This is a genomic window from Moraxella sp. (assembly GCF_030525845.1).
Classification (GTDB): Bacteria; Pseudomonadota; Gammaproteobacteria; order Pseudomonadales; family Moraxellaceae; genus Moraxella.
The window spans coordinates 1-23,597 of record NZ_JAUNDY010000017.1 but is presented as its reverse complement, the minus strand read 5'-3'; the positions used below and the strand labels follow the sequence as shown (position 1 = coordinate 23,597).

The following is a 23,597-nucleotide window of genomic DNA, read 5'->3' as shown; positions in this document are numbered from 1 at the left end:
TTCCTTAAAATCAATCACTTGGCATGGTCTTTGATGACTGCCAGCACCAGCACGATAAAGCCATACAAAATCAGTAGCAACGCCAAAGACGTGCCAATCACATAGCCCTTGCGTGGATAGAGTGCTTCTTCGGCAAGATGGGGCGAGGTAATAACCACCAAATTTTTCATTTTACGCATGACCTCAACCCTTGAATTTTCAAGCGAAGTAAGGGCAATTTTATGCATTTCGCTGGCAAATTCTGCTTCTGCTTTTAGGGTTTCAAATTCTAAGGTCTTGGCATTTAGCTTGGCATCTTGGGCGGAGGTTAGCTTGGCTTGCTCGTCTTTAATTTGTTTTTCAACAGACTTAATCTGACTACGAAGGCTCACTACCTGCGGAGCTTCTGGGTTTAGGTAGCTCAACAGCTGACGCTCTTCGGTACGCAATGAACTTAGCTGACCTTGTAGCGTACTGATGACTTGATTGATGATTTGAGCGTTAATTTGTGGATCAAAAATCTCGTTTTTATTTTGGTAGTCAATGACCGCCTTTTTGGCATCGTCCATTTTTTTCTTAGTGTCATCAGCTTGTAGGCTGACAAAGGCAAGCTGTTCGTTAGCGACATTTTGGGAGAGATTATTGACAAACTGCTCTGACTCACGCAAAATCGCTTGGTTTAATTTAAGTGCGTATGCTGGCTCAAACCCCTCCGTGCTGACGGTCAAGACATAGCTTAACTCATCGAGCGACACCACGACACGTTTTTTGAAGTATTCACGCAACTCCTCTTGGGTGGCATCGGCGGAAATTTCATTAATAAAATCCGAACCATCGACACGATATGCCTCACGAAACTTAAACTCTTTATCGAGCTTATCAATCATGTCATTTGACAAGATGTACTTTGTTAAGTATAGAGCATCTTCACGATTGGTGCTATTTACCCCCAAAAGTGCCGAGATGCCTGTGGTGGACGCACCTTGCTCAGAGACCTGCTTGATGACCACATCAGAGGTACTGACATAACGTGGGTTGGCAAGTGCCAACACATAACCCATGATGGCAATCCATGGCAAGACAACCACCAGCACAAACAAGATGATGTTTGAGCGACGTTTATTTTTTGGCTTTGTGGACATGTTCGTTATATACCTCGATGGCTTCTTTGGGGTCATCAAAAACTTGGGCGGTTTGATCCATCAGCACAATACCGATGTCGCAGTTTTTTTCAATGTCTTTTAGGTTGTGCGACACCATCAAAAATCCCGCCTGTGCTCGGCGTGCTTCTAATATTTCTGCACTACGTTTACGAAAGGCGGCATCGCCCACCGCACTGACCTCATCTAACATATAATAATCAAAATCAAAAGCAAGCGACAGCCCAAAAGTCAGCCGTGAACGCATGCCTGAGGAGTAGCTTTTGACAGGCATGTCAAAATATTTACCGATGTCAGCAAACTCTTCCACAAAGCGGATTTTTTCGTCAATATAATCACCACTTGAATACAGGCGACACACGAAGCGGACATTTTGGCGACCTGTCAGACTACCCTGAAATCCCCCTGCCACCCCCACAGGCCAGCTGATAGTGCTGTCAGTAAGCACCTCGCCACTATCAGGGGTGTCAAGCCCACAAATAATCCTAAGGAGCGTGGATTTGCCCGCACCATTTCGCCCCAAAAGTCCCACAGACTGTTTGTCGGCGATGGTCAAATTTAAATCCCTAAATAGATAATGACGACCATGTGGCGTCATGAAGGATTTGGTGATATTTTTAATTTCAATCATGTCATTTACTGCGAATCAAATCACGCTCAAACGCCTTGTACAAAAGCAATCCTAAGAAATTCACACACACCGTCCATTTGACAAAATACCACATATCCACATGATAAATCGGATAAGTAGGCGAAAGCGAATGACGTATCATTTCTAAGTTATGGATAAAGGGGTTATACATCAAATAACTTAAATACGGTTCAGGTACGATATGCACCGAATAAATCACCCCTGAGGTAAAATACAAAATGGTAAATATAATACTGATGATTTTACTGATTTCGCCACCATAATGCCCTACTATCATCAGTATCATGGCAAGCCCAAAAGCAAACAAAAACATCATCGCCCAACAAAACAGCACCGTGTCCAAGTGGGACAAGCTAAAACCAATCCCAAAAAACGCCAAACCCGCAATCAACATCACAAAAGTAACAAAATAAATCACCAACTCCAAAAACGCACGAGCGATGATCACATCAATGTGCCGTACCGCACGATACATCAGAAGTCCAGCGTTGGCAGAAACCGCCCCAAGCGAGCGAGTGGCGATTTTTTGCATCATAAAAAAGGGCGTAAACCCCGCCACCAAAAACAGCATATAATCCATGCCGGGCAGGGTGCGTTTCATTACCGTCCCAAAAACAATCATCATGATTGCCATCTGCAAGATGACCTCTAAGGGCGCCCACAAATAACCGAGTCGATAGCTACCAAAGCGGGTTTGCAGCTCACGCATGAGCAAGGCATGAAATGCCGCACCCATGACAGCCAATCCGCTACGTTTTTTAATCGGTCGATATGGCGGCAGTTCAATGGACATAAATAAAAACACAAAAAAGAGTTTTGGTATTTTAGCATAAAGCGTTAAAAATTACCAAAATTAAGATGTCGGTTGATTGTTGCCAGCTGTTAGCATTTTTGCAAGCAACAGTCCACACTCAAACAGCAAACACATGGGAATGGCAAGCATGAGCATACTTGCTCCGTCAGGTGGCGTAACAACTGCTGAAATAAAAAAACAGCCCACGATGATAAAACGGCGTTTCTCTGCCAGCGACTTAACTGATACGATATTTAACAAAACCAACAACAAAGTCGCCACAGGTATCTCAAACATGACCCCAAATACCAAAAATAGCTTAACCACAAAATCAAGATAGCTCTCAATGTCTGTCATTGGCAGGACATTGTCAGGGGCAAACATCACAAAAAATTTAAGTGCAGGCACCAATACCGCAAAATAGGCAAACGCCACCCCCACATAAAATAACACGATGGCAGATAATAACAATGGCACTACCGCTCTTTTTTCGTGTTTGTATAAGGCAGGCGACACAAAGCCCCATAATTGCCCGATGATAAACGGCATGGTTATAAATAACGCCACAAAAAATGCCAACTTCATCGGTGCCAAAAAACCAGAGGCAACATCAGTGGCAATGAGACTGGCTTCTTTGGGTAGCAATGCCACCAGAGGATTGGAAATAAAGTCATAAAGCTTGCGACTAAATCCCACCAACGCCAAAAACACCACAACCACCGCCACAAACATGCGAATAAAACGTGTGCGTAATTCAGCAAAATGCGACATCAGGGGCATGTCGCCATCATCATTGGTGTTTTGGGTCAAATCGGTCATGAGGCGTTAAAGTGATTGATGGAGCAGTTTATCAGCCCTATAATTTGGCAAAAATGGTGGATTGGGCAGACGGCGTTTTTTATCATACTCGCCAAGCAAAAAAAAGTGATGATTTAAAGGCTTGGTCGGTGGGCTATCTTTATCATCTTGCCAATCATCTGTGATGGCATGGGTATTGTCTTTAACCTGTTGATTGGTCTGATGAAGTTGGCGTTGTAGCTCCTGCATTTGGGTTTTCATGCGAGCCTCAGAAGCACGGATTTCACTGATTTGTGCTTGTAGTGCCTCTTGCACTTCACTCAATTCAAGCTCGCTAACCAGCTCGCTTTGTAGGCGTGCCGACATACGGCGAAATTTACCATAATATCTGCCAAGCGTGCGAGCGGTGCTGATGAGTTGCTCAGGTCCCAAAATAATCAGGGCAATGATGCCAAACAGCCCAAGCTCAAAGAGTCCCAAATTAAACATAAAAGCCCATTAAGCCAAATTATGCCGTTTCGTCTTTTTTAACTTTGACTTCCTCGACTTTAACCTCCTCACTTTGGCTAAGCTTGGGAGCCTCCTCGTCTTTGACGGCATCTTTAAAGCCCTTAACTGCTTGCCCCAAGTCCTTGCCTGCGTTTTTTAGTTTGGAAGTGCCAAACACCGCAATCACCACCACCAATAAAATAAGCCAATGCCAAATAGAAGTAATACCCATGATTTGTTACCTTTTAATTCATCAAAAATCACTGTGTGCGGGCATTTTTTTCATCAATGCCCGAGAGCCCAAACCGCCGTGCCAACTCATCTAGCACTTCTTGTCCTGATAGCCCCAAATGGTGTAACGCCACAAGGCTATGAAACCACATGTCCGCCACTTCATAAACCAAGTCGGCTTTTTCATCAGTATCATCGCTCCCTTGTGAGCGTACCAGTTGTAGCTCTTTGGCGGCAATGATGGCTTCGGTGGTCTCCTCGCCCACTTTTTCTAGGATTTTGTTAAGCCCTTTGTGGTAGAGGCTTGCTACATAGGAGCTGTCTTTGTCGGCACTTTTTCGCTCATGCAAAATCTTATCTAGCTCACTGATGATTTGCCCTGCGTTGGGCTTATCATACTTAGTGTTTGCCTGATGATCAATGCCAGAGACTGGCACGCCTGCACCCTTGTCGCCATAAATCTCGCTTGGGTCTTTTAGCACAGGGGAGTTTGCCTGCCATAGGCGTTTATCGACATCAAGTTTTTGATAAAAACAAGAAGCACGCCCCGTATGACAAGCGATACCGCCTTTTTGGGTAACTTTAAGCACAATCACGTCCTTATCGCAATCGGTATAAATCTCATGCACTGTCTGCGTATGTCCGCTACTCTCACCTTTATGCCAAAGCTTACCACGAGAACGGCTAAAATACACCGCCTGACCCTTCTGCACCGTCTGTTCTAGTGCCTCACGATTTTGCCATGCCATCATCAAAATCTGTCCTGTGGCAAAATCCTGAGCGATGGCAGGGATTAGACCATGTTCGTTAAAGACCAACTCATCAAAGCACATCATGCCAGCTCCCAAATAAATCAGCCAAATTTTACCACAAAAAACCATCCATTTGTGCAATTTCTCCGACTATTTGCATTTAGCACTTGCAATTTCCCCAAAAATCGGCTAGAATAACTCTCCCACCTTCCGCTATTTATTGGCAAAAAGGTTTAATCGGGCAACCGAGTTTAACAAAGAGGCTACTATGAAACTAAAAACCAAACGTGGTGCGGCAAAGCGTTTCAAAAAAACCGCAAACGGCTTCAAACGCAAACAAGCGTTCAAACGCCACATCTTGACCAAAAAATCTCCTAAGCGTATCCGCCAACTTCGTGGTTGCGTCATGGTTCACGTCGCTGACGTTCCGTCAATCCGCCGTATGTGCCCTTATCTATAATTTTAGGAGAATAAAATGGCTCGTGTAAAACGTGGTGTACAGGCTAACCGCCGTCATAAAAAAGTTCTAGCCCGTGCAAAAGGCTACTATGGTGCACGCTCACGTGTGTATCGTGTTGCCGTACAGGCAGTTATGAAAGCTGGTCAATATGCTTACCGTGACCGCCGTAACAAAAAACGCTCTTTCCGCCGTCTGTGGATTGCTCGTATCAATGCAGGTGCACGCCTAAATGGTTTGAGCTACAGCCGTCTTATCAACGGTCTTAAAAAGGCAAATGTTGAGATTGACCGCCGTATCCTAGCAGACATCGCCATGCATGACGCTCCTGCGTTCACTGCAATCTGCGAAAAAGCAAAATCTGCGTTGGCATAATTTATCATTTTGATAAATTAAAACCCCAGAACGTCAGTTTTGGGGTTTTAATTTTCAAACCCCTCCAAAACACGGTATAATACAACAACAATTTTAAAATAAAATACCGCCATGAATACCCATCATTTTAGCCAAGTCAGTTTCGATGAAACTCTCATCAAAAAATACAACCGTCAAGGTCCACGCTACACTTCCTATCCTACTGCCTTAGAATTTGCCCCCATCGGTACTGGCGTAGAGGCGGATATTCTTGCCCAAAAAGACCCCAACATTCCGCTTTCACTCTATATTCACATTCCGTTTTGTCGTCATCTGTGCTACTACTGTGGCTGTAATAAAATCATCACCAAAAAAAACAGTGATTCTGGCGACTATTTAAAACATCTATTTAAAGAAATCCGCCACAAAAAATCCCTGCTACAAGGCTTACCCATCGTCAAACAAGTTCATCTTGGCGGTGGTACGCCCACTTTTTTGGGCGATGATAAGTTGACCGCACTGTGGCAATTTTTGCAAGATGAATTTAATTTTGCTGATGATGGCGACTACTCGGTGGAGATTGACCCACGAGAGCTAAGAGAAAACACCCTTACCACCCTAAAAAATCTCGGTGTCAATCGCCTCTCCTTTGGGGTGCAAGACTTAGATGAAAAAGTCCAAATCGCCGTCAACCGCCTCCAACCAGAGGATATGATACGCTCTGTCATGATAAAATCCAGAGAGTTAGGCTTTGACTCCATCAATATTGATTTGATTTATGGACTTCCCCACCAAAGCGTACAGAGCATGGCAAAAACCATCGACAAAATCATCGCTCTTGCTCCTGACCGCTTATCGGTATTTAATTATGCTCACTTGCCCGAACGCTTCAAAGCCCAAAAACGTATCAGCGAACAAGATTTGCCAAGTCCTGCTGACAAGCTGACCATGTTTGGCAACGCCATTACCGCCTTAACCACTGCTGGCTATCAATACATCGGCATTGACCACTTCGCTCTGCCTGATGATGAGATGGCCATCGCCCAACGCATAGGTAAACTCCATCGTAATTTTCAGGGCTATACCATCTTGGGCGAGTGCGACCTACTGTCTTTTGGGGTAAGCAGTATTAGCCAAATCGGCGAGCATATCTTGCAAAACCCTACCGATATCAAGGATTATCAAGCATGCATTGACGATGGCATACTCCCTGCCATCAAACACATCAAAGCTAGCCCAAAGGACAAACTTCGCCGTCATGTCATCATGAACCTACTGTGTCATGACCGTTTGGATTTTGATGAGGTGGATACACGCTTTGGCATTGACAGTCGTACTTATTTTAAAAATGAACTAGATAGCCTACGCCAGATGGCAGAAGACGGACTGGTATCCATCAACGAGGTGGGCGTACAAATCCTACCCAAAGGGCGGATACTTGGACGAAATGTGGCGATGGTGTTTGATGAATACCTAGCAAATAAACATCAAGGGCGGTTTAGTCGTGTGATTTAATGGCAATAAGCTTTTTAGATTTTAGGCATTTTAGCTTGGGTGCAAAAGCCTGTAATCATATAAGTTTACAATGAGGGTAAAATGCTTAATTGAGCGATAATGATCTGTAAGTATGGCAAATTGTGCATTGTTCTCATCTCATCAGGTTAAAAACCATAGAGATTTTTGTCAAATTTACCCCCTATCGCCGTTTTTACACCATTTGCTTATTTACAAAAAATAAGAGCGTATCGCTACGCCCCTATTTAAAATCACACTCTTTCAATCACCGTCGCAATCCCCTGCCCCAGTCCGATACACATGGTGGCAAGTCCAATTTGAGTGTCTTGTTGTTCCATCACATTGATGAGCGTGGTGGTGATTCTTGCCCCAGAACAGCCAAGTGGGTGTCCTAGTGCAATCGCTCCGCCATTGTGATTGACAATGTCTTGTTTGTCATAAAGTCCTAAGCCTTTTAATACCGACAAACCTTGTGCGGCAAAGGCTTCGTTTAGCTCCACTGTCTGTATGTCGTCCATTGTCAAACCTGCTCTTTGTAGGGCTTTTTCGGTGGCTGGCACAGGGCCATAGCCCATAATCGCCGCATCACAGCCTGCGATTGCCATAGAGCGGATTTTGGCTCTTGGTTTTAGCCCAAGCTCTTTTGCCGTACCAGCCGACATTACCAGCATCGCACACGCCCCATCTGATAGGGCGGAGGCTGTGCCTGCGGTTACCGTGCCGTTTTTGGGGTCAAACACAGGTTTTAGGGCTTTAAATGCGTCAATATTAGCATCCGAGCGAATCACTTCGTCCACCAAGCACGGTTGCAAATTGCCGTGTTCATCGTGTCCTTGTACGCCCACGATTTCGTTTTTAAAACGCCCATTGATGGTGGCGTCCCACGCTTTTTTGTGCGAGTTTACGCCAAATTCATCTTGCTCTTCACGCGTGATACCATTTAACCGCCCGAGCATTTCAGCGGTCAAGCCCATCATATTGGACGCTTTGGCGTAGTATTTGCTGGCAATCGGGTTTAAATCCACGCCGTGCATCATACTCACGTGTCCCATATGTTCCACCCCACCAATGATAAACACATCGCCTTGACCCGTTGCAATCTGGGCGGCGGCGGTGTGCAGGGCTTGCATTGACGAACCACACAGGCGATTGACAGTTTGCCCGCCTGCACTTTTTGGAATGCCTGCCATCAGCCCAATGTGGCGAGCGATGTTCCAGCCTTGTTCTAGGGTTTGATTGACCGCCCCCCAAATCACATCTTCAATCAAATTTAAATCAAAGTCATTGCGTTTTAACAGCTCTCTAACCACTTGGGCGGATAGGTTGTCCGCTCGCACATTGGCAAACATACCGTTTGGCTTGGATTTGCCCATTGCCGAACGCACACCGTCAATAATGACCACATCATTTGGGTTTAAAGTTGTCATAAGTTTTCCTTAAAAATTGTAGGTTAGAAAATACAATTAACATCATATTTAATAATATTTTCATCAACCGTTATAAAAGTTAAATGGTTATTTTTTGCTTGAGAAATTAGCAATCTATCAAAAGGGTCTTTGTGATGAAAGGGCAAATTTTTTAATCCCAAAATATCTTTCTCTTTAATTGGCAAAATGCGATAAAGATTGTTTTGTTTAATATAATCAATGGCTTGATTTAAGGGCGTTTTTAAGGTTAATTTACCAAGTTGTACCTTAATTTGCAACTCCCATAAAGTTACCATACTCAAATAAACATCACAATTGGGATTATCCAAAATATTTTTGGCAATTTGACTAAGTTTATCAGGTTCGCTGTCCGCCCAAATATAAATGTGGGTATCAATCAAATATCCCATTAGGCGTGTTCCCCTAGCCAAAATTCATCGCCCAAATCATCATCAAAATCATCTCTGATTGACATTACCCCCAAACTGTTTGCCCCAAGACGGCTTAGCTTTGGTTTGGCGTGCGTATCGCTTGCCAACAAAAACTGGGCAATGCTGGCTCGCTTTTGCAAATCCAAACTTGCCATCATCGGCAACACAGCTTGGACTTCTTGTGGTAAGTTTGGCGGTAATTCAATCATTCGCTATCCTTTTGATTAGTAAAACAACTTCCCACGCTGTGCCATTTCTCTTAGCAATGCAGGGGCTTCGTATGCCTTACCCAGATGGGCGTATTTGTCGCACAAAGCGACAAATTCCTTGACGCCCACTTGGTCAATATAACGGCACGGACCGCCACGAAACGCAGGGAACCCCACGCCCATAATCATCGCCATATCCGCCTCGCTTGGCGTTGCCACAATCTTATCTTCTAGGCAACGCACCGTTTCATTACAAAACGCCAGCATCATCCGCTCGGTAATCTCGGCAGGGTCAAACTCAGCTTTCGCCTTGCCAGCGACTTGGGCAACCAATTCATCGGCAGTTGGGTCAATGGTCTTGGCTTTTTTGCCTTTTTTGTCAAGCTTGTATTGATAAAAGCCGACATCGTTTTTTTGCCCCAAGCGGTTATGTTCAAACAGCGTCTGTACCGCCCCTTTAAAATAAGGCTTCATACGGTCAGGGAACCCTTCCGCCATTACTTCCGCTCCGTGTACACAGGTGTCAAGCCCCACGACATCGGCAAGGTAGGCAGGCCCCATCGGCATTCCAAATTTTTCCATTACTTTGTCAATTTGCACAAAGTCCGCACCGTCTTTTAAGAGCAAATCAAACGCCCCAAAATACGGGAACAGCACACGGTTTACCAAAAAACCAGGGCAGTCATTGACAACAATGGGTGATTTGCCCATTTTTTGAGCATAGGCAACGGTCGTGGCAATCGCTTCATCGCTCGTTTTTTCGCCACGAATCACTTCCACAAGGGGCATCATATGCACAGGGTTAAAAAAGTGCATTCCCACAAAGTTTTCTGGGCGTTTTAGGGCGTTTGCCAAACGGGTGATGGAAATCGTGGAAGTGTTAGACGCAATAATCGCATTTTCGCCCACACGGCTTTCCACATCGGCAAGCACTTTTTCTTTAATGGCGGGGTTTTCGGTAACCGCCTCCACCACAATGTCCACGCCAGTAAAATCATCATAAGACAAGGTCGGACGGATACGAGATAGGGTTTCGCCCATTTTTTGTGGGGTAGATTTGCCTTTTTCAATTTGCTTGGCGAGAAGTTTGGTCGCTTCACTCATACCCAATTCCAATTGAGCATTGCCAATGTCTTTCATAATAATGGGCGTGCCTTTCACGGCAGATTGATAAGCGATACCACCGCCCATAATGCCTGCACCGATGACGCTTGCGGTTTTGACTTCGCTTGCGGTTTTGCTGTATTTTTTGGCTTGTTTTTTGATAAATTGGTCGTTTAAGAACAGCCCAACCAACGCCGCTGCTTGTGGGGTCTTGGCGGCACGGGCGAAGTTTTTGGCTTCAATTTTTAACGCCTCATCTCGCTCCAAATTGGCGTGGCTTTCAATCGTTTCTACCGCTAGGGCAACCGCAGGGTACTGGGTAGGGTTAGCTTTGGCAAAAATCACGCCTTTGGCAGAATTAAACGCCATTGCTTGCTCGGTTTTGTTAAGTTTTACAGGCACTTGTTTTTCGGTGCGTTTGGCTTGCCAATCAAACTCGCCTGCGATGCATTGCTCAACAAGGTTTGTAGCACTTTCCACCACCTTATCATCGGCAACCACCGCATCCACCAAGCCAATTTTAAGGGCGTCAGTAGATTTTTGTGGTTTGCCTGTGGCGATAAGCTCCAACGCATTATCAATACCGACAAGGCGTGGCGTACGCACCGAACCGCCAAAGCCTGGGAAAATCCCTAGCGAAGTTTCAGGCAAGCCAATTTGAGCGGACGCACCAATGACACGGTATTCGCACACGAGCGTCATCTCGCACCCACCGCCCAATGCTGCACCGTTAATGGCAGCGACTTTGGGGAACGGCAAATCTTCAAAGCGGTTAAAGACGCTGTTAATGTCCAAAATCCAAGCCTCAATCTCGCTCTCAGGCTTAGCAAAATAACCGACAAACTCGGTAATGTCCGCCCCTGCGATAAACACGCCTTTGCCCGATGTTACGATAAGTCCTTGAATGTCTTTTGCATTTTCTAAGAGTTCAACGACTTGTTTAAACTCGGCATTGGTGGCTTGGTCAAATTTATTGACGCTCTCGTTTTGGTTGTCAAAGCACAGATTGGCAATGGAATCTGTGACGGTTAAGGTTAGGCTCGTGCCTGTAAAAAGGGTTGTCATAATACCGTTCCTTTTTTGGTTATGAAATGAAAGTTTAAAACAACTCTACTATAACAAAAATTTACAGCATTGGGGTAATATTTTTAAAAAATTGACTGCTGGGTCATAAAAAAACAGCCCACGCAAGGCTGTTTTATTGGCAAATCCGACAAAATTACTTGACGATAGGCTCACTACCCTCATCAATCACCGCTTTGGTAACCACCACTTCTTTGGCATCTTTCATGCTCGGTAGCTCGTACATGGTTTCGAGTAGGGCGTTTTCAATGATAGAACGCAAGCCCCTTGCCCCTGTTTTGCGTTTCATCGCTTGCTTGGCAATGGCGGACAAGGCTTCTTTTTCAAAGGTTAAATTCGCCCCTTCCATCTCAAACAAATAATGATATTGCTTGGTTAGGGCGTTTTTGGGTTCGGTCAAAATTTGCACCAACGCTTCTTCGTCAAGCTCATCTAAGGTGGCGATGACGGGCAGTCGTCCGATAAATTCTGGAATGATGCCAAATTTTACCAAATCCTCAGGCTCAACCTCACGGAACAACTCGCTGATTTTACTGTCTTTTTTGGTGCGAACGGTCGCATTAAAACCAATCCCCACTTCTTCGGTGCGTTGCTCGATGATGCGGTCAAGCCCTGCAAACGCCCCACCCACAATCATCAAAATATTGCTCGTATCGACTTGGGTCATCTGCTGATTGGGGTGCTTGCGTCCACCCTGCGGAGGGATGTTGGCAACCGTGCCTTCAATGATTTTTAGGAGTGCCTGCTGAACGCCCTCGCCTGACACATCACGAGTGATGGAGACGTTTTCGCCTTTTTTGCTGATTTTATCAATCTCATCGATGTAGATAATGCCACGCTGAGTGCGTTCCACATCATAATCGGCAGCTTGCAAGAGCTTTTGGATAATATTCTCTACGTCCTCGCCCACATAGCCTGCCTCTGTAAGCGTGGTTGCGTCCGCCATCGCAAATGGTACGTCCAGCATGCGAGCCAGTGTCTGAGCCAAGAGCGTTTTACCAGAGCCCGTTGGACCAATCAGCAAAATGTTACTTTTGGCAAGCTCCACAGGGGCAGGTTTACCATCTTTGACTTTTAGGCGTTTATAGTGGTTGTACACCGCCACCGATAAGGCTTTTTTGGCGGTGTCTTGACCAATCACATATTCGTCCAGATGAGCTCGGATTTCTTTGGGGGTGGGTAATTTGGCATTTGCCCAGTCTTTGTCTTGGACTTTGTCAGACTTTTTGGATTTTTCGCCCGCTTTTTCGGCTTTGGCATCCAAATCTTTAACGCCCAGCATGTCGCCACACAGCTCCACGCACTCATTACAGATGTTGGTGTCATTCATGCCAGAGATGAGTTTGGCGACATCGCTTTTGGGCTTACCACAAAAATCACAGCAAGGCTCTTTGCTTTTTGTCATTATTTTTTCTCTAAATTGGTTAAAATTTACACACGAAAAGGACAAATCATCATTTGTCCTAAGAGGATAAACCTGCGTAATTAGGGGCGTTTGGTGATGACTTTGTCCACCAAGCCATATTCGCACGCTTGCTCGGCACTCATGAAGTTGTCACGGTCGGTGTCTTTTTCTAGACGCTCGACAGGCTGACCGCAATGCTCAGCAAGGAGCTGGTTGAGTTTGGCTTTGAGATTCAAAATCTCTTTGGCGTGAATTTCAATGTCGGACGCCTGACCTCTGAACCCACCCAAAGGCTGATGAATCATGATGCGGCTATTGGCAAGGGCATAACGCTTACCCTTTTGTCCTGCTGACAGCAAAAACGACCCCATACTGCACGCCTGACCCAAACAAATGGTGGAGACGTCAGGTTTGATAAAATTCATGGTGTCATAAATCGCCATGCCTGCCGTTACTACGCCACCGGGAGAGTTGATGTAAAGGTGAATGTCTTTTTCGGCATTATCCGCTTCCAAAAATAGGAGCTGGGCAACAATCAGATTTGCCATGTTATCCTCAACCTGCCCTGTCAAAAAGATGACACGCTCACGCAAAAGACGAGAAAAAATGTCAAACGAACGCTCGCCACGTCCTGACTGCTCAATCACCATAGGTACTAGGGCATTGGCTGGCACGTCATGAAAAGTATCGGCTAATTGGTCATAAAAAGGGTTATTACGAATGTTGTTCATGGTTTTTCCAAAATAGTAAATTGACGTTATTGTACCACAATTAAAAAACACCCCAAACAATTGTTGGGGTATTTTTACATTTTTTAGCAAAATTTAATTGAGCAAATCAATTAGATTTGAGCTTGTTGAGCGGCCGCCAAAAGGTCTTGGTATTTGACTTCTTTGTCGGTAACTTTGGCTTGCGATAGGATATATTCAACCACTTGGTCTTCTAGCACAACCGCTTCAATGCCTGCACGCTCTTTTTTATCATTGGTGTAGTACTCAATGACTTCGGCAGGGTCTTCGTAGTTTTCGGCAGCCTCAGCGATGAATGCAGTAACACGGTCTTGGTCAACAACAAGTTTTTGGCTGTCAATGATTTGACCGACAAGCACGCCTAGACGCACCGCACGAAGAGCTTGGTCTTCGAAAAGTTCATCAGGAAGCATGGATTTGTCAAAGGTATTTGGGTTAGCACCAAACTGTTGAGTAAAACGCTGTACCATCAAATTACGCTGACGCTCAATCTCTTGGGCAAGCATGGCTTTTGGCACGTCAAACTCATTTTTCTCAACCAACGCATCAAAGGTTACTTGTTTGATTTGGTTGCGAGAGGCACTCTTGATTTCACGTTCCATGTTTTTACGAACGTCCGCTTTTAGCTTGTCAAGACCACCCTCTTTCACGCCAAACAATTCAAAAAATTCTTCGTTAAGCTCAGGCAATTTTGGCTCTTTGACTTCTTTCACGGTGATTTTAAAATCTGCTTCTTTACCTTTTAGGTTTTCGGCTTGATAATCTTCTGGGAAAGTTACCTTGATGGTACGCTCTTCGCCCGCTTTCATGCCTTTCATACCATCTTCAAAACCTGGAATCATGCGACCTGAACCGATGACTAAGCGATAGTTTTCGGCAGTACCACCTTCGAATTTTTCGCCATTGATAGAACCTTCAAAATCAAATGTGGCTTCGTCGCCGTCCACAAGCTCGCCTTCTTTGGTTTCAAAGGTTTGGCGTTGTTTTTGGAGGTTTTCAATCATGGTGTCCACGTCAGCATCAGACACGGTGGCGATTTGACGTTCAACTTCGATGTCAGACAAGCCTTGAATCTTCACTTCTGGGAACGTCTCAACAGTGGCTTGATACACCAAAAAGTCATTTTCTAGCTTGACATCATCAATGTTTGGCACGCCAACGGCACGAATTTTTTGCTCGGCAAGCACCTCAAAGACAGTATCACGAATGGTGTCATTGATGACTTCTTGCTGGATACCTGCACCGTATTGAGCTCTGATGTATGAGACTGGCACTTTACCTTTACGGAAACCGTCCACACGAGCGGTTTTGGCGGTTTGGCGAATGCGTGCTTCGACACGGTTTTGGATTGTGCCAACAGGAACTTTAACGGTCAGCTTAGTTTCTTTGTCCGAAACAACATTGACAGCAACATCTAAATTACTCATAAAAATCTACCTTAAATTTGTTAAATCGTATCACTGACACAGGGCATGACACAAGCACGCCCCACGAACATACAAAGCAGTGATGTTCAAAATCTGGGTGAGCTAACTCACAAAAATCCTAAAAGATGATTAGTATAGCTTTTTTTTGGATAAATTACAACCTATTACAAGTCACCAATCTCGCCTTTTAATTGACAAATCAGCTGATGGGTTGCCATACCACGATGACTGAGTGTATTTTTTGTGTCTTTGTCAAGCTCGGCGGACGCCATACCCAAACTTGGCACATAAAATAAAGGGTCATAACCAAAGCCGTTCTCACCCTTTGGTGAGTCCAAAATCTCGCCCACCCACTGCCCTTGTGCGATGATAGGTAAAGGGTCGTCAGCATGGCGGACATAGGCAAGCACACAGATAAATTTGCCCACGATTGGCGTGCCGTCCCGATAGGGTGATAATTCTTGGAGCAGTTTGGCGTTGTTGGCATTGTCATCGCCGTGTAGACCTGCAAAACGTGCCGAATAAATACCGGGGGCGTTACCAAGCACAGGTACACAAAGCCCGCTATCGTCTGCAAGTGCTGGCAAACCACTTGCACGGCTGGCATGGCGAGCCTTGATGATGGCATTTTCAACAAAGGATAAGCCTGTCTCGTCCGCATCATCAATACCAAGCTCGCCTTGTGGAATGACCGTGATGCCCAAATTAGCCTTATCAAATAAGGTTTGAAATTCGGCTAATTTACCTTTGTTATTGCTGGCTAGGATAAGTTTTTTCATTGTGATTACTTCAAATTAAAAGATGTGTTTATGGCAAACAACTCAAAGCTATCGCCATGCTGATAAGAACTCATGATGGCGTATCGTGTTACCATCTTTGATTTGGGTTAATTTATCGTGCGTGAGCGCCTCATAATTTGCCACCTCATCAGGGCTAAATTTCCCTGTCAGAAGTTGCCATCTAAGATAGATCAGCCACGTATTTAGCACGTCTGATTCACAGTACGTGGTTAGCTTATCCCACTGCTCTGCCTTAACCATCGGCACAACTTGCGAACCATCAACCTCCCCCTTGCCAGCAAAACCGCATAGGCTGGCGACCGTGTCTAGTTTTTGTTTGTGGCTATAATTACCCAGTGCCAATTTTTCCATCAAATCCACATGAGCATCGCCATATTTGTACAGATAATTGGGAGCTTGACTGTTAAATAATGTCGGTGCGGATAATTTATGGTGTAAGGCACGATAAAGTAGCACAGGCAAATCAAACCCTGTTCCGTTCCAAGAGACGAGGGTTGGTGCTGGCTTTTTGGTAAATGCTCTAAAAAATGTCATTAAAATTTCAGACTCGCTCATCTGGTTGAGGCTAAGTGATTTTAGGCTAAACTGCTCATCGCTTACCCACAAAAACGACAAACAAGCAATCTTATGCAAAGGCAATCGCATGAACGAATTGCCAGCCTCTGCCTCTCTGATGGCAGTAAGAGCGGTTAGGGCATCATCATCGCCTAGCGTGGCAATCTCAGGGTAGAGCAGTCGCCCCGTGTCAAGGTCGGGAATGGTTTCGATGTCAAAAATGAGAATTGGTGCAGTTGCCATAAATACTCCTTTATTATTGGGTGTTTTGTTGCTTAGCGGTTCAATCGAGCAAGCTCTTTTAAATAATCGCAAGCGGTTTGTTCGTCATTATCACAGGCTTTTTGATACCAATGCTTTGCCCATTTATCGCTTTGTTTTACGCCTTGCCCATTTAGATAGCGATTGCCCAGATACAGTTGGGCGGTTGAATTGTTTTGATTGGCAGATTTTCGATACCAATAGACCGCCTTTTCATAGTCCACAGGCACGCCATTTCCTTGAAAATACAGCACGCCCAAGTTTAGCTCAGCATGGGCAAAGCCTTGATTGGCGGACAACTCCAACCAATAACGTGCTTTGTCAAGATCTTGGCTTACGCCTGTACCTGTATAATAAAACTCGCCCATGCGGTATTGGGATTTTGCCACGCCTTGTTCGGCAGATTTTTGACACCAATATATCATGCGGTCGGCATTGGGATTGTGAAGGTGCGTTTTGGCGGTAACTTCACACAAAAAAGCCTGTGCGTCTTTGTCGCCTTGCTCGGCTTTTATTTGAATTTTGTGGTCATCGCCATTGCCGTACGCCATGACTTTATAATCAGCATGGGCAAAGACACAACCACCCAACCCAACTAGGCACAGGGCGATTTTGGCATAAGATTTAACGACATCAAATGGATAAAGCATAAATGACTCCGTGTTTAACAAAGGATTGGGCGTAAACACACCCAAAACCATAAAACCAGCCCTGCTTTTACACCCCAAACAGCCCCGTCGATAAATACCTATCTCCCCTATCGCAGACGATAAAGACGATGACGGCATGGGGGTCGGTCGCCTTGATGGATTGAGCGATTTGGTAACTGGCAAAGCCCGCTCCACCGCTTGATACCCCACAAAAAATGCCCTCATGGCGTGCCAAATGTCGCATGTAGTTTTCGGCGTCTTGTTGGTTGATGTCCATGATGACATCTACCCAGCGTTTGTCAAAAATCTTGGGCAGGTATTCAGGTTCCCAACGGCGAATGCCAGCGATGTTTGAGCCGTCTGACGGTTGTAGTCCGATGATGGCAATGTCGGGATTTTTTTCTTTTAAAAATCGAGACACCCCCATAATCGTCCCTGTCGTCCCCATGCTACTGACAAAATGGGTAATTTTGCCCCCTGTCTGCTCCCAAATCTCAGGACCTGTGGTGCGGTAGTGAGCTTGCCAGTTGTCATCGTTATTAAACTGGTCAAGCACCACGCCTTTACCGTCCGCCTGCATGGTCAGTGCCAAATCCCGAGCCACTTCCATGTTTTCTACTTCTATCAACGTCGCTCCGTAGGCTTTCATGGCATCTTTGCGTTCTTGGGTGGAGTTGGCTGGCATGATGAGCGTCATTTTATAGCCAAGCATGGCGGACACCATCGCAAGTGCAATGCCTGTGTTACCGCTGGTTGCCTCAATGAGCGTGTCGCCCTGTTTGATTTGCCCACGTTTTTGAGCTTCGTTAATCATGTTAAAGGCGGGGCGGTCTTTGACAGAGCCTGCTGGGTTGTTGCCTTCTAATTTGGCAAAAATCGTGGCATTAACATCGTCCGCCAAGCGAGTCAGTCGAACAAGGGGGGTATTACCAACCGTATGGGCGAGTGTTTGGGGGATTAAATCAGTCATAATGGTATATTTGATGGATAATTAGGCATTATTATAACATAATTATGCACCGATGGAGGCAATGAAAATTTACCACGCCGCCACAAATATGATACACTACCACCATCGCCCAAGCCGACATTGACATGCATGAAAAAAACACCCTTTAACCTACGAAGTGCTTATGGACAGCTGGTCGCCCTCGTGTTTTTGCCGATTGTGATTTTGGCGGTGGTGGGCGGACTGCTTGTCTTTAATGAGGTGCGTACAGCAAGCCTTGATAAGCAAGATGCCCTTGCTCATGGTGCATTATCCAATTATGAAATGGTACTGACTCGTCATTTTGCTCAGACAGAGGTTGCAAGTGGCGGTGCTTTGAGCGTGCCTGTCTTTGATGAATTTTTTCACAAAATCTCGCCCAATCAAGTGTACCGCATGGCGATTTTTGATGGCGATTACAAACAACTTGCCAGCTATGGTGGCTATGATGGCGATATACCTTTTGAATTTGAAGTAGAAGGATTGCTTGTCAAAGATGTCAATTTCAAACGCCAAAAAACCACCTACGGCACAAGCTACGCCAGAGAGATGAGTTTTGGCGGTACGCTTTATTATGTTGTGGTGGAGATGGATGGTCAGCCCTTGACCATTACCAGCTACCGTGTAGCACTGGCTTTGGCAATTACGGGACTGACCACCCTACTGCTGTTGTTGCTGATTTTAAATATCTACTCCAAACGCTGGATCACCCCCATCTATGAAATGCGGTTATTTTTACAAAGACTGACCGCCGACAATCTAGAAACCCCCATCAAAACCCATGCTGATGGCGAATTTTCATTACTTCAAAGAGACTTTGTCCAAGCCATGAGACGACTCTCTGGCAGTTTTAATGAATTAAAAGTTCACGCCTTTGAGACTGAGCAAGACCTCCAACACGCCTTAGATGAAATGGAAATGCAGACCATCTCTATTCGTGCCGCTCGTGATTTGGCGGTATCATCAAGCCACGCTAAGTCTGCGTTTTTGGCGAACATCAGCCACGAGCTTCGCACTCCCCTAAACAGCATTGATGGCTTTATCAATCTTTTGGCACGCCACGAGGGGCTAAGTAGCGAACAAAACCTCTACGTCCAAACCATCAAAAAATCCTCCGCTCACTTACTTGCTTTGGTCAATGATGTGCTAGATTTTTCAAAATTAGAAGCCGATAAGCTCGTCCTTGAAAGCCACGAATTTGATTTATATTCTGCCATCTATGATGTGGTGGACATGCTCTCTCCAATGGCATCTGAAAAACATCTGCGATTGTCGGTGTTGTTTTATAATGACGTGCCACATCGTGTGTTTGGCGACAGTCTAAGGGTTAAGCAAATCCTGACTAATTTAGTAGGCAATGCCATCAAATTTACCGACACAGGAGGCGTGGTTGTCAAAGCCAGCTTATCTGATGAGGTTTCTGGATTTTTGCACATCGCTGTGGAGGATACTGGCAAAGGGGTCTCCGAAAAAGACAAAGACTCGCTTTTTAAGAGTTTTAGTCAGGGCGACTTATCGGTAACTCGTCGCTATGGCGGAACAGGGCTTGGTTTAGTCATCAGTAAACAGCTGACCGAGCTGATGGGCGGAACGATTGGCTTTTTTGATAATAACAGCGAAAACATCGCCAAAATGGGGGCGACTTTTTGGTTTGAGATGCCCATTATCCTAAATGACGATAAATCAAACCAAAACTTACACCGCACACCACTTGATCCCCAAAACGATTTTGATAATCAACCCACCCTATCGCACCCCATCAAACTTCTAGTATGGATAAATCACGCCCCCACCATGCAGGTATTACAAGCTACCTTAGCAGGCATGGGGACGGACATTCATTTTGCCATCGGTTTTGCTGATGTCTTAGAACAACTTGATAAGCCAAATCATGGATTTGATTGGGTGATTGTGGATTATTTTGGACAAGATGCCTCACTTGATGATGTCGGAGCGGTTCTTCGTCAAATACGCACTCGTTATCATGGCAAGCTCGCCGCCTATGGCTATCAGGTTGGCATGGACAGCTCTTTGCTTGGCGAATACCAAACTTATGGTCTGTATGAACCGATGGACAAACGCCAGCTATTTGCCATGCTTGCCAATCAAACCACCCAGACCATTGACAATCATCTGCATAAATTTTCAGGTTATCGCATCTTAGCGGTGGACGACCACCCACCAAATCTACTTGTGCTACAAGCACTGCTGGCAGAGCTGGGCGTAGCAGTCATGACCGCCCATAACGGTTTTGATGCCATCGAGGTCATGTCTCGTACCATCAGCACGAACGAGCAAATTGACTTGATTTTTATGGACATTCAAATGCCAAGAATGTCAGGTCTAGAAGCCAGTATCCAAATCCGCAAAATCGAAGAGAGTCATGGTAAACCCCCCGTACCCATCATCGCCCTGACCGCTCACGGACTGGCAGACGAAAAAGAACGGCTAGTCATGGCAGGGCTAAATGATTATGTGAGCAAACCCATCGGGCATGAACAACTGACCCAAACCCTCCAAAAATGGCTGGGCGAGGATAACGCCACTCACACCAAAACACCTGACACCGTCAGCACTAGTGATGTCCACCACCCCAAAGACAAACCCACCAACATCAATAACATCACTTCTCATGTCGATGATGCGTCCACCCAAAGACTGCCCGACATTGATTGGCAAGATGCCCTAGAACGTTCAGCAGGTAAAAGCGACCTCGCCAAGACGTTGCTGACCTTACTCATTGATGGTTGCGAAAACGAAAAACTCGCCCTAGAACACGCATGGGCAGACAGAGACCGAGCCAAACTCGCCGACATCACGCATGGCTTGGTAGGTAGCAGTCGGTACACGGGTACGCCACGCCTGCGAGACATCGCTGAACGCTTTGAGGCACAATGTCGAGAAAGCCTATCTGATAATTCAGCGGGGCAATTTATCGGCATGCGAACCAACTACCGAAAACTCATCGATGCCCTAGAAAGCCTCGAAAAAACCGACCCAGCCACATTGTTGGCGGACAATGCCAGTTTAGATGGATAAATCACACGCCACTTCTTGGTGGTGTCTCTTATTTATTTTTACTAAATAGTTTGCTAAAATGGGGATTTATAATCATTCTTAACAAGGATTTTTATGAACCCTTCCATCTTTGATGAAGTGCCACCACCCCTAAATAGCACCAATCAACCCACCGAACATGAGTTTTATTTTCACGGTACAGGCTCTGAGTATTTTAAGATATGGATTGTCAATCTGGTTTTAATCATTGTTACGTTAGGCTTTTATTCGCCATGGGCGAAAGTTCGCCGTCTTAGATATTTTTATGGTAACACCGAACTTAATGGCGAGGTTTTTGATTATACCGCCAGCCCAAAGCGGATTTTGATTGGGCGACTAGTTGCACTTAGTTTGTATGTCATCATCAGCGTCATTGCTGAGATTTCGCCTGATTTGGCGGTACTAGGCAGTGCCATCATCTTTCTTGTTATGCCGTGGCTCATGCGTTCTACCATGCGGTTTATGGCACGAAACAGCCAATACAATAACATTCGATTTGGGTTTTATGGTAAGCTATCCACCGCCTACCTTATCATGTTGGCATCTGTGGTAATGTCGGTGGTTAGTTTTGGTCTGCTCATGCCTGTGGCATGGTGGCTTTTTAAACGTTATCAATTTGATAATACCTATTTTGGCGAGCTAAAATTTAATTTTAACGCCAGTATTTGGGATATGTATAAAGCCATGATTATCCCCATACTTATCTTTATTGGGGCGTGTGTTGCAGGTGTATTATTGCTTGGTTTGAGTTTTACCACAGGCGAGACCAATGGCATTATCATCATCTTTGCGGTGCTTGGGTTTTATTTTGTGTTGCTGTTGATTATGCCACTTATGCAGGCCTATACTCATAAGGCGATTTGGCAGTCGATGACTTTGGGGGAGAATGAATTTAATCTGGATAATTTTAATCCTCTCACATTTGCCTTTATTCAGGCGACTAACTATATCTGCACTGTCTTGACATTGGGGCTATTTCTTCCGTGGGCAAAGGTGCGTTTGCATCGTTATAAAATAGAGACACTATCGCTGATTGCTTATGACGATTTTGATGCTCTAACGACTCCGCACATGCATGATGAATCCTCCATCGCAGATGAAATTAATGATGTGTTTGACTTTGATTTATCGTGGTAACTAAGGGTAGATGATGACACAACACGAAGTGCCAGTCCGTTATTTTGATGGCAAAATCAGCAAAGCCCACACTGCCAGTCTGCGTCCACATGGTGTGGCAGGGTCGTTTGTGTTGGTTGGTCGTGATTTTAAGGCAGTGTATCATGCCAAAGACTATGAGTTTTTGGCTCGTGTGGGTAACTTGCCTGCGGTGCTCATGCTAAATGATGGTGGACGCATTGAGCTACTCGATGAAATACCCTCATGGCTGACCCTAAAAAACAAAACGCTGTTTGATAAAATATCCATCATGGAGGGTAGTCTACGCTGGGTTGCCATCAGCGTGGTGGTGGCATGTTCGTTTGTTTTTGTTTCACTAAAATTTGGCATGCCGATGATGGCTCATTATATCGCCCAAAAGCTGCCTGAGGATACGCTCATGGAGATCGGCAATCATGCCGAAGAGCAGGTCATGAAAATGACACAGTCTAGCACTTTGCCAAAGGCTCGCCAAAATGAAATAGTGGCACTCTACCAAAAACTAGGTGGCAGCCCCCAAGCCAAAGTTATCGTTCGTGGGGGCGGTGCCATCGGTGCAAACGCACTTGCCATTCCCAACAACACCATCGTCATTACCGACGAACTCATCGAGCTAAGTGATGACGATAACGAGATTTTGGCTGTGCTCGCTCACGAACAAGGACACCTTGTACATCGCCACAGCCTCGAACAAGCCATCAGCAATCTTGGGGTGGGCGTGCTTATTGTGGTCATCACAGGCGACACCTCCAATCTTTTACTTACTCTACCTACTCTGCTCGCTCATACGCACTACTCCCAAAGGGCAGAGCTTGAAGCGGATAAATTCGCCATCGATGAACTAAAACGACTTGGCATTTCTCCTATGTATCTGGCAAGTTTTTTTGAAAAAATGCAAGATGAAGAGAGCGAACAAAGTCATTGGTCGCTACTATCCACCCACCCTGACACCACCAAGCGTATTGAGCAGGTTAAAAGGTACAGCCATTAAATTCTAAAAACCACCCAAATCATCATGGGTGGTACAACCAAGATCAGCGATAGCCATTTGGGTTATTACTTTGCCAACGCCAAGCGTCCACGCACATTCTTTGAATGTCATATTCTGCCTCCCAG

The 23,597-nt window shown here is 45.3% G+C and carries 24 protein-coding genes; 6 read left to right on the top strand and 18 right to left on the bottom strand.

Features of this window, described 5'->3' with window-relative positions:
- Positions 1-14: 14 nt before the first annotated feature.
- From Q4B79_RS07110 to hisIE, 7 genes are read right to left on the bottom strand one after another with little or no spacing between them, the layout of a single operon-like run.
- Positions 15-1,121: a capsule biosynthesis protein gene (locus Q4B79_RS07110; RefSeq protein ID WP_303085730.1), complete on the bottom strand. Its 1,107-nt coding sequence runs from the start codon at positions 1,119-1,121 to the stop codon at positions 15-17.
- Positions 1,099-1,770: an ABC transporter ATP-binding protein gene (locus Q4B79_RS07105; RefSeq protein ID WP_303085729.1), complete on the bottom strand. Its 672-nt coding sequence runs from the start codon at positions 1,768-1,770 to the stop codon at positions 1,099-1,101. The genes Q4B79_RS07110 and Q4B79_RS07105 overlap by 23 nt, the downstream gene beginning before the upstream one ends.
- 1 nt (position 1,771) lies before the next feature.
- A complete protein-coding gene (locus Q4B79_RS07100) occupies positions 1,772-2,584 on the bottom strand; it encodes an ABC transporter permease (protein ID WP_303085728.1) in 813 nt (270 codons plus the stop codon).
- A 60-nt stretch (positions 2,585-2,644) separates the two neighbouring features.
- Positions 2,645-3,403 (bottom strand): twin-arginine translocase subunit TatC, encoded by a 759-nt coding sequence (gene tatC / locus Q4B79_RS07095; protein ID WP_303085727.1) that lies wholly within the window; start codon positions 3,401-3,403, stop codon positions 2,645-2,647.
- A 6-nt stretch (positions 3,404-3,409) separates the two neighbouring features.
- Positions 3,410-3,871, bottom strand: coding sequence for a twin-arginine translocase TatA/TatE family subunit (locus Q4B79_RS07090; RefSeq protein ID WP_303085726.1), 462 nt, complete (start codon positions 3,869-3,871; stop codon positions 3,410-3,412).
- Positions 3,872-3,890: 19 nt separating this feature from the next.
- Complete coding sequence (gene tatA, locus Q4B79_RS07085; RefSeq protein WP_303085725.1) at positions 3,891-4,103, bottom strand: Sec-independent protein translocase subunit TatA; 213 nt, start codon at positions 4,101-4,103, stop codon at positions 3,891-3,893.
- A gap of 28 nt (positions 4,104-4,131) precedes the next feature.
- Positions 4,132-4,938 carry a bifunctional phosphoribosyl-AMP cyclohydrolase/phosphoribosyl-ATP diphosphatase HisIE gene (gene hisIE, locus Q4B79_RS07080; protein WP_303085724.1) on the bottom strand — a complete coding sequence of 269 codons (807 nt, stop codon included), beginning with the start codon at positions 4,936-4,938 and terminating at the stop codon, positions 4,132-4,134.
- A 184-nt stretch (positions 4,939-5,122) separates the two neighbouring features.
- Between hisIE and rpmI the strand changes: the two genes are divergently transcribed.
- The 3 genes from rpmI (at position 5,123) to hemN (ending at position 7,180) form a co-directional block, all read left to right on the top strand.
- Complete coding sequence (rpmI, locus tag Q4B79_RS07075; protein ID WP_066805296.1) at positions 5,123-5,314, top strand: 50S ribosomal protein L35; 192 nt, start codon at positions 5,123-5,125, stop codon at positions 5,312-5,314.
- A gap of 15 nt (positions 5,315-5,329) precedes the next feature.
- Entirely contained in the window at positions 5,330-5,686 is a 357-nt protein-coding gene (gene rplT / locus Q4B79_RS07070; protein WP_303085723.1) for a 50S ribosomal protein L20, read from the top strand.
- 111 nt (positions 5,687-5,797) lie between these two features.
- Positions 5,798-7,180, top strand: a complete 1,383-nt coding sequence (gene hemN / locus Q4B79_RS07065) for an oxygen-independent coproporphyrinogen III oxidase (protein ID WP_303085722.1) — start codon at positions 5,798-5,800, stop codon at positions 7,178-7,180.
- A gap of 251 nt (positions 7,181-7,431) precedes the next feature.
- On the opposite strand, the gene fadA is transcribed toward hemN, so the two are convergent.
- From fadA to cysM, 11 genes are all read right to left on the bottom strand, one after another.
- On the bottom strand, positions 7,432-8,607 hold the full coding sequence (gene fadA, locus Q4B79_RS07060) for an acetyl-CoA C-acyltransferase FadA (RefSeq protein WP_303085721.1): 1,176 nt from the start codon (positions 8,605-8,607) through the stop codon (positions 7,432-7,434).
- Between the two features lie 23 nt (positions 8,608-8,630).
- A complete protein-coding gene (locus tag Q4B79_RS07055; protein WP_303085720.1) occupies positions 8,631-9,017 on the bottom strand; it encodes a type II toxin-antitoxin system VapC family toxin in 387 nt (128 codons plus the stop codon).
- The gene (locus Q4B79_RS07050) at positions 9,017-9,247 is read right to left on the bottom strand and encodes a hypothetical protein (RefSeq protein ID WP_303085719.1); all 231 of its coding nucleotides are present in this window, start codon (positions 9,245-9,247) and stop codon (positions 9,017-9,019) included. The genes Q4B79_RS07055 and Q4B79_RS07050 overlap by 1 nt, the downstream gene beginning before the upstream one ends.
- Before the next feature lie 15 nt (positions 9,248-9,262).
- Positions 9,263-11,416, bottom strand: coding sequence for a fatty acid oxidation complex subunit alpha FadB (fadB, locus tag Q4B79_RS07045; protein ID WP_303085718.1), 2,154 nt, complete (start codon positions 11,414-11,416; stop codon positions 9,263-9,265).
- A gap of 154 nt (positions 11,417-11,570) precedes the next feature.
- Positions 11,571-12,839, bottom strand: coding sequence for an ATP-dependent Clp protease ATP-binding subunit ClpX (gene clpX / locus Q4B79_RS07040; protein ID WP_303085717.1), 1,269 nt, complete (start codon positions 12,837-12,839; stop codon positions 11,571-11,573).
- Between the two features lie 80 nt (positions 12,840-12,919).
- Entirely contained in the window at positions 12,920-13,570 is a 651-nt protein-coding gene (gene clpP, locus Q4B79_RS07035) for an ATP-dependent Clp endopeptidase proteolytic subunit ClpP (RefSeq protein ID WP_303085716.1), read from the bottom strand.
- Between the two features lie 110 nt (positions 13,571-13,680).
- Positions 13,681-15,015: a trigger factor gene (gene tig / locus Q4B79_RS07030; RefSeq protein WP_303085715.1), complete on the bottom strand. Its 1,335-nt coding sequence runs from the start codon at positions 15,013-15,015 to the stop codon at positions 13,681-13,683.
- A gap of 164 nt (positions 15,016-15,179) precedes the next feature.
- Complete coding sequence (gene rdgB, locus Q4B79_RS07025; protein WP_303085714.1) at positions 15,180-15,794, bottom strand: RdgB/HAM1 family non-canonical purine NTP pyrophosphatase; 615 nt, start codon at positions 15,792-15,794, stop codon at positions 15,180-15,182.
- Positions 15,795-15,842: 48 nt separating this feature from the next.
- Positions 15,843-16,613, bottom strand: a complete 771-nt coding sequence (locus tag Q4B79_RS07020) for a 3'-5' exonuclease (protein ID WP_303085713.1) — start codon at positions 16,611-16,613, stop codon at positions 15,843-15,845.
- A 32-nt stretch (positions 16,614-16,645) separates the two neighbouring features.
- The gene (locus tag Q4B79_RS07015) at positions 16,646-17,281 is read right to left on the bottom strand and encodes a tetratricopeptide repeat protein (protein ID WP_303085712.1); all 636 of its coding nucleotides are present in this window, start codon (positions 17,279-17,281) and stop codon (positions 16,646-16,648) included.
- Between the two features lie 67 nt (positions 17,282-17,348).
- On the bottom strand, positions 17,349-18,251 hold the full coding sequence (gene cysM, locus Q4B79_RS07010; protein ID WP_303085711.1) for a cysteine synthase CysM: 903 nt from the start codon (positions 18,249-18,251) through the stop codon (positions 17,349-17,351).
- 129 nt (positions 18,252-18,380) lie between these two features.
- Between cysM and Q4B79_RS07005 the strand changes: the two genes are divergently transcribed.
- The 3 genes from Q4B79_RS07005 to Q4B79_RS06995 all read left to right on the top strand — a co-directional run bounded on the left by Q4B79_RS07005 (position 18,381) and on the right by Q4B79_RS06995 (position 23,472).
- Positions 18,381-21,308 carry a response regulator gene (locus Q4B79_RS07005; RefSeq protein WP_303085710.1) on the top strand — a complete coding sequence of 976 codons (2,928 nt, stop codon included), beginning with the start codon at positions 18,381-18,383 and terminating at the stop codon, positions 21,306-21,308.
- A gap of 93 nt (positions 21,309-21,401) precedes the next feature.
- Positions 21,402-22,463, top strand: a complete 1,062-nt coding sequence (locus Q4B79_RS07000; protein WP_303085709.1) for a YjgN family protein — start codon at positions 21,402-21,404, stop codon at positions 22,461-22,463.
- A 13-nt stretch (positions 22,464-22,476) separates the two neighbouring features.
- Positions 22,477-23,472 carry a M48 family metallopeptidase gene (locus Q4B79_RS06995; protein WP_303085708.1) on the top strand — a complete coding sequence of 332 codons (996 nt, stop codon included), beginning with the start codon at positions 22,477-22,479 and terminating at the stop codon, positions 23,470-23,472.
- The last annotated feature ends 125 nt before the right edge of the window (positions 23,473-23,597 follow it).

Coding starts and splice junctions, on each gene's coding strand:
- Q4B79_RS07110 (WP_303085730.1), bottom strand. CDS start 1,121: ATGTCCACAAAGCCAAAAAATAAACGTCGCTCAAACATCATCTTGTTT.
- Q4B79_RS07105 (WP_303085729.1), bottom strand. CDS start 1,770: ATGATTGAAATTAAAAATATCACCAAATCCTTCATGACGCCACATGGT.
- Q4B79_RS07100 (WP_303085728.1), bottom strand. CDS start 2,584: ATGTCCATTGAACTGCCGCCATATCGACCGATTAAAAAACGTAGCGGA.
- tatC (WP_303085727.1), bottom strand. CDS start 3,403: ATGACCGATTTGACCCAAAACACCAATGATGATGGCGACATGCCCCTG.
- Q4B79_RS07090 (WP_303085726.1), bottom strand. CDS start 3,871: ATGTTTAATTTGGGACTCTTTGAGCTTGGGCTGTTTGGCATCATTGCC.
- tatA (WP_303085725.1), bottom strand. CDS start 4,103: ATGGGTATTACTTCTATTTGGCATTGGCTTATTTTATTGGTGGTGGTG.
- hisIE (WP_303085724.1), bottom strand. CDS start 4,938: ATGATGTGCTTTGATGAGTTGGTCTTTAACGAACATGGTCTAATCCCT.
- rpmI (WP_066805296.1), top strand. CDS start 5,123: ATGAAACTAAAAACCAAACGTGGTGCGGCAAAGCGTTTCAAAAAAACC.
- rplT (WP_303085723.1), top strand. CDS start 5,330: ATGGCTCGTGTAAAACGTGGTGTACAGGCTAACCGCCGTCATAAAAAA.
- hemN (WP_303085722.1), top strand. CDS start 5,798: ATGAATACCCATCATTTTAGCCAAGTCAGTTTCGATGAAACTCTCATC.
- fadA (WP_303085721.1), bottom strand. CDS start 8,607: ATGACAACTTTAAACCCAAATGATGTGGTCATTATTGACGGTGTGCGT.
- Q4B79_RS07055 (WP_303085720.1), bottom strand. CDS start 9,017: ATGGGATATTTGATTGATACCCACATTTATATTTGGGCGGACAGCGAA.
- Q4B79_RS07050 (WP_303085719.1), bottom strand. CDS start 9,247: ATGATTGAATTACCGCCAAACTTACCACAAGAAGTCCAAGCTGTGTTG.
- fadB (WP_303085718.1), bottom strand. CDS start 11,416: ATGACAACCCTTTTTACAGGCACGAGCCTAACCTTAACCGTCACAGAT.
- clpX (WP_303085717.1), bottom strand. CDS start 12,839: ATGACAAAAAGCAAAGAGCCTTGCTGTGATTTTTGTGGTAAGCCCAAA.
- clpP (WP_303085716.1), bottom strand. CDS start 13,570: ATGAACAACATTCGTAATAACCCTTTTTATGACCAATTAGCCGATACT.
- tig (WP_303085715.1), bottom strand. CDS start 15,015: ATGAGTAATTTAGATGTTGCTGTCAATGTTGTTTCGGACAAAGAAACT.
- rdgB (WP_303085714.1), bottom strand. CDS start 15,794: ATGAAAAAACTTATCCTAGCCAGCAATAACAAAGGTAAATTAGCCGAA.
- Q4B79_RS07020 (WP_303085713.1), bottom strand. CDS start 16,613: ATGGCAACTGCACCAATTCTCATTTTTGACATCGAAACCATTCCCGAC.
- Q4B79_RS07015 (WP_303085712.1), bottom strand. CDS start 17,281: ATGCTTTATCCATTTGATGTCGTTAAATCTTATGCCAAAATCGCCCTG.
- cysM (WP_303085711.1), bottom strand. CDS start 18,251: ATGACTGATTTAATCCCCCAAACACTCGCCCATACGGTTGGTAATACC.
- Q4B79_RS07005 (WP_303085710.1), top strand. CDS start 18,381: ATGAAAAAAACACCCTTTAACCTACGAAGTGCTTATGGACAGCTGGTC.
- Q4B79_RS07000 (WP_303085709.1), top strand. CDS start 21,402: ATGAACCCTTCCATCTTTGATGAAGTGCCACCACCCCTAAATAGCACC.
- Q4B79_RS06995 (WP_303085708.1), top strand. CDS start 22,477: ATGACACAACACGAAGTGCCAGTCCGTTATTTTGATGGCAAAATCAGC.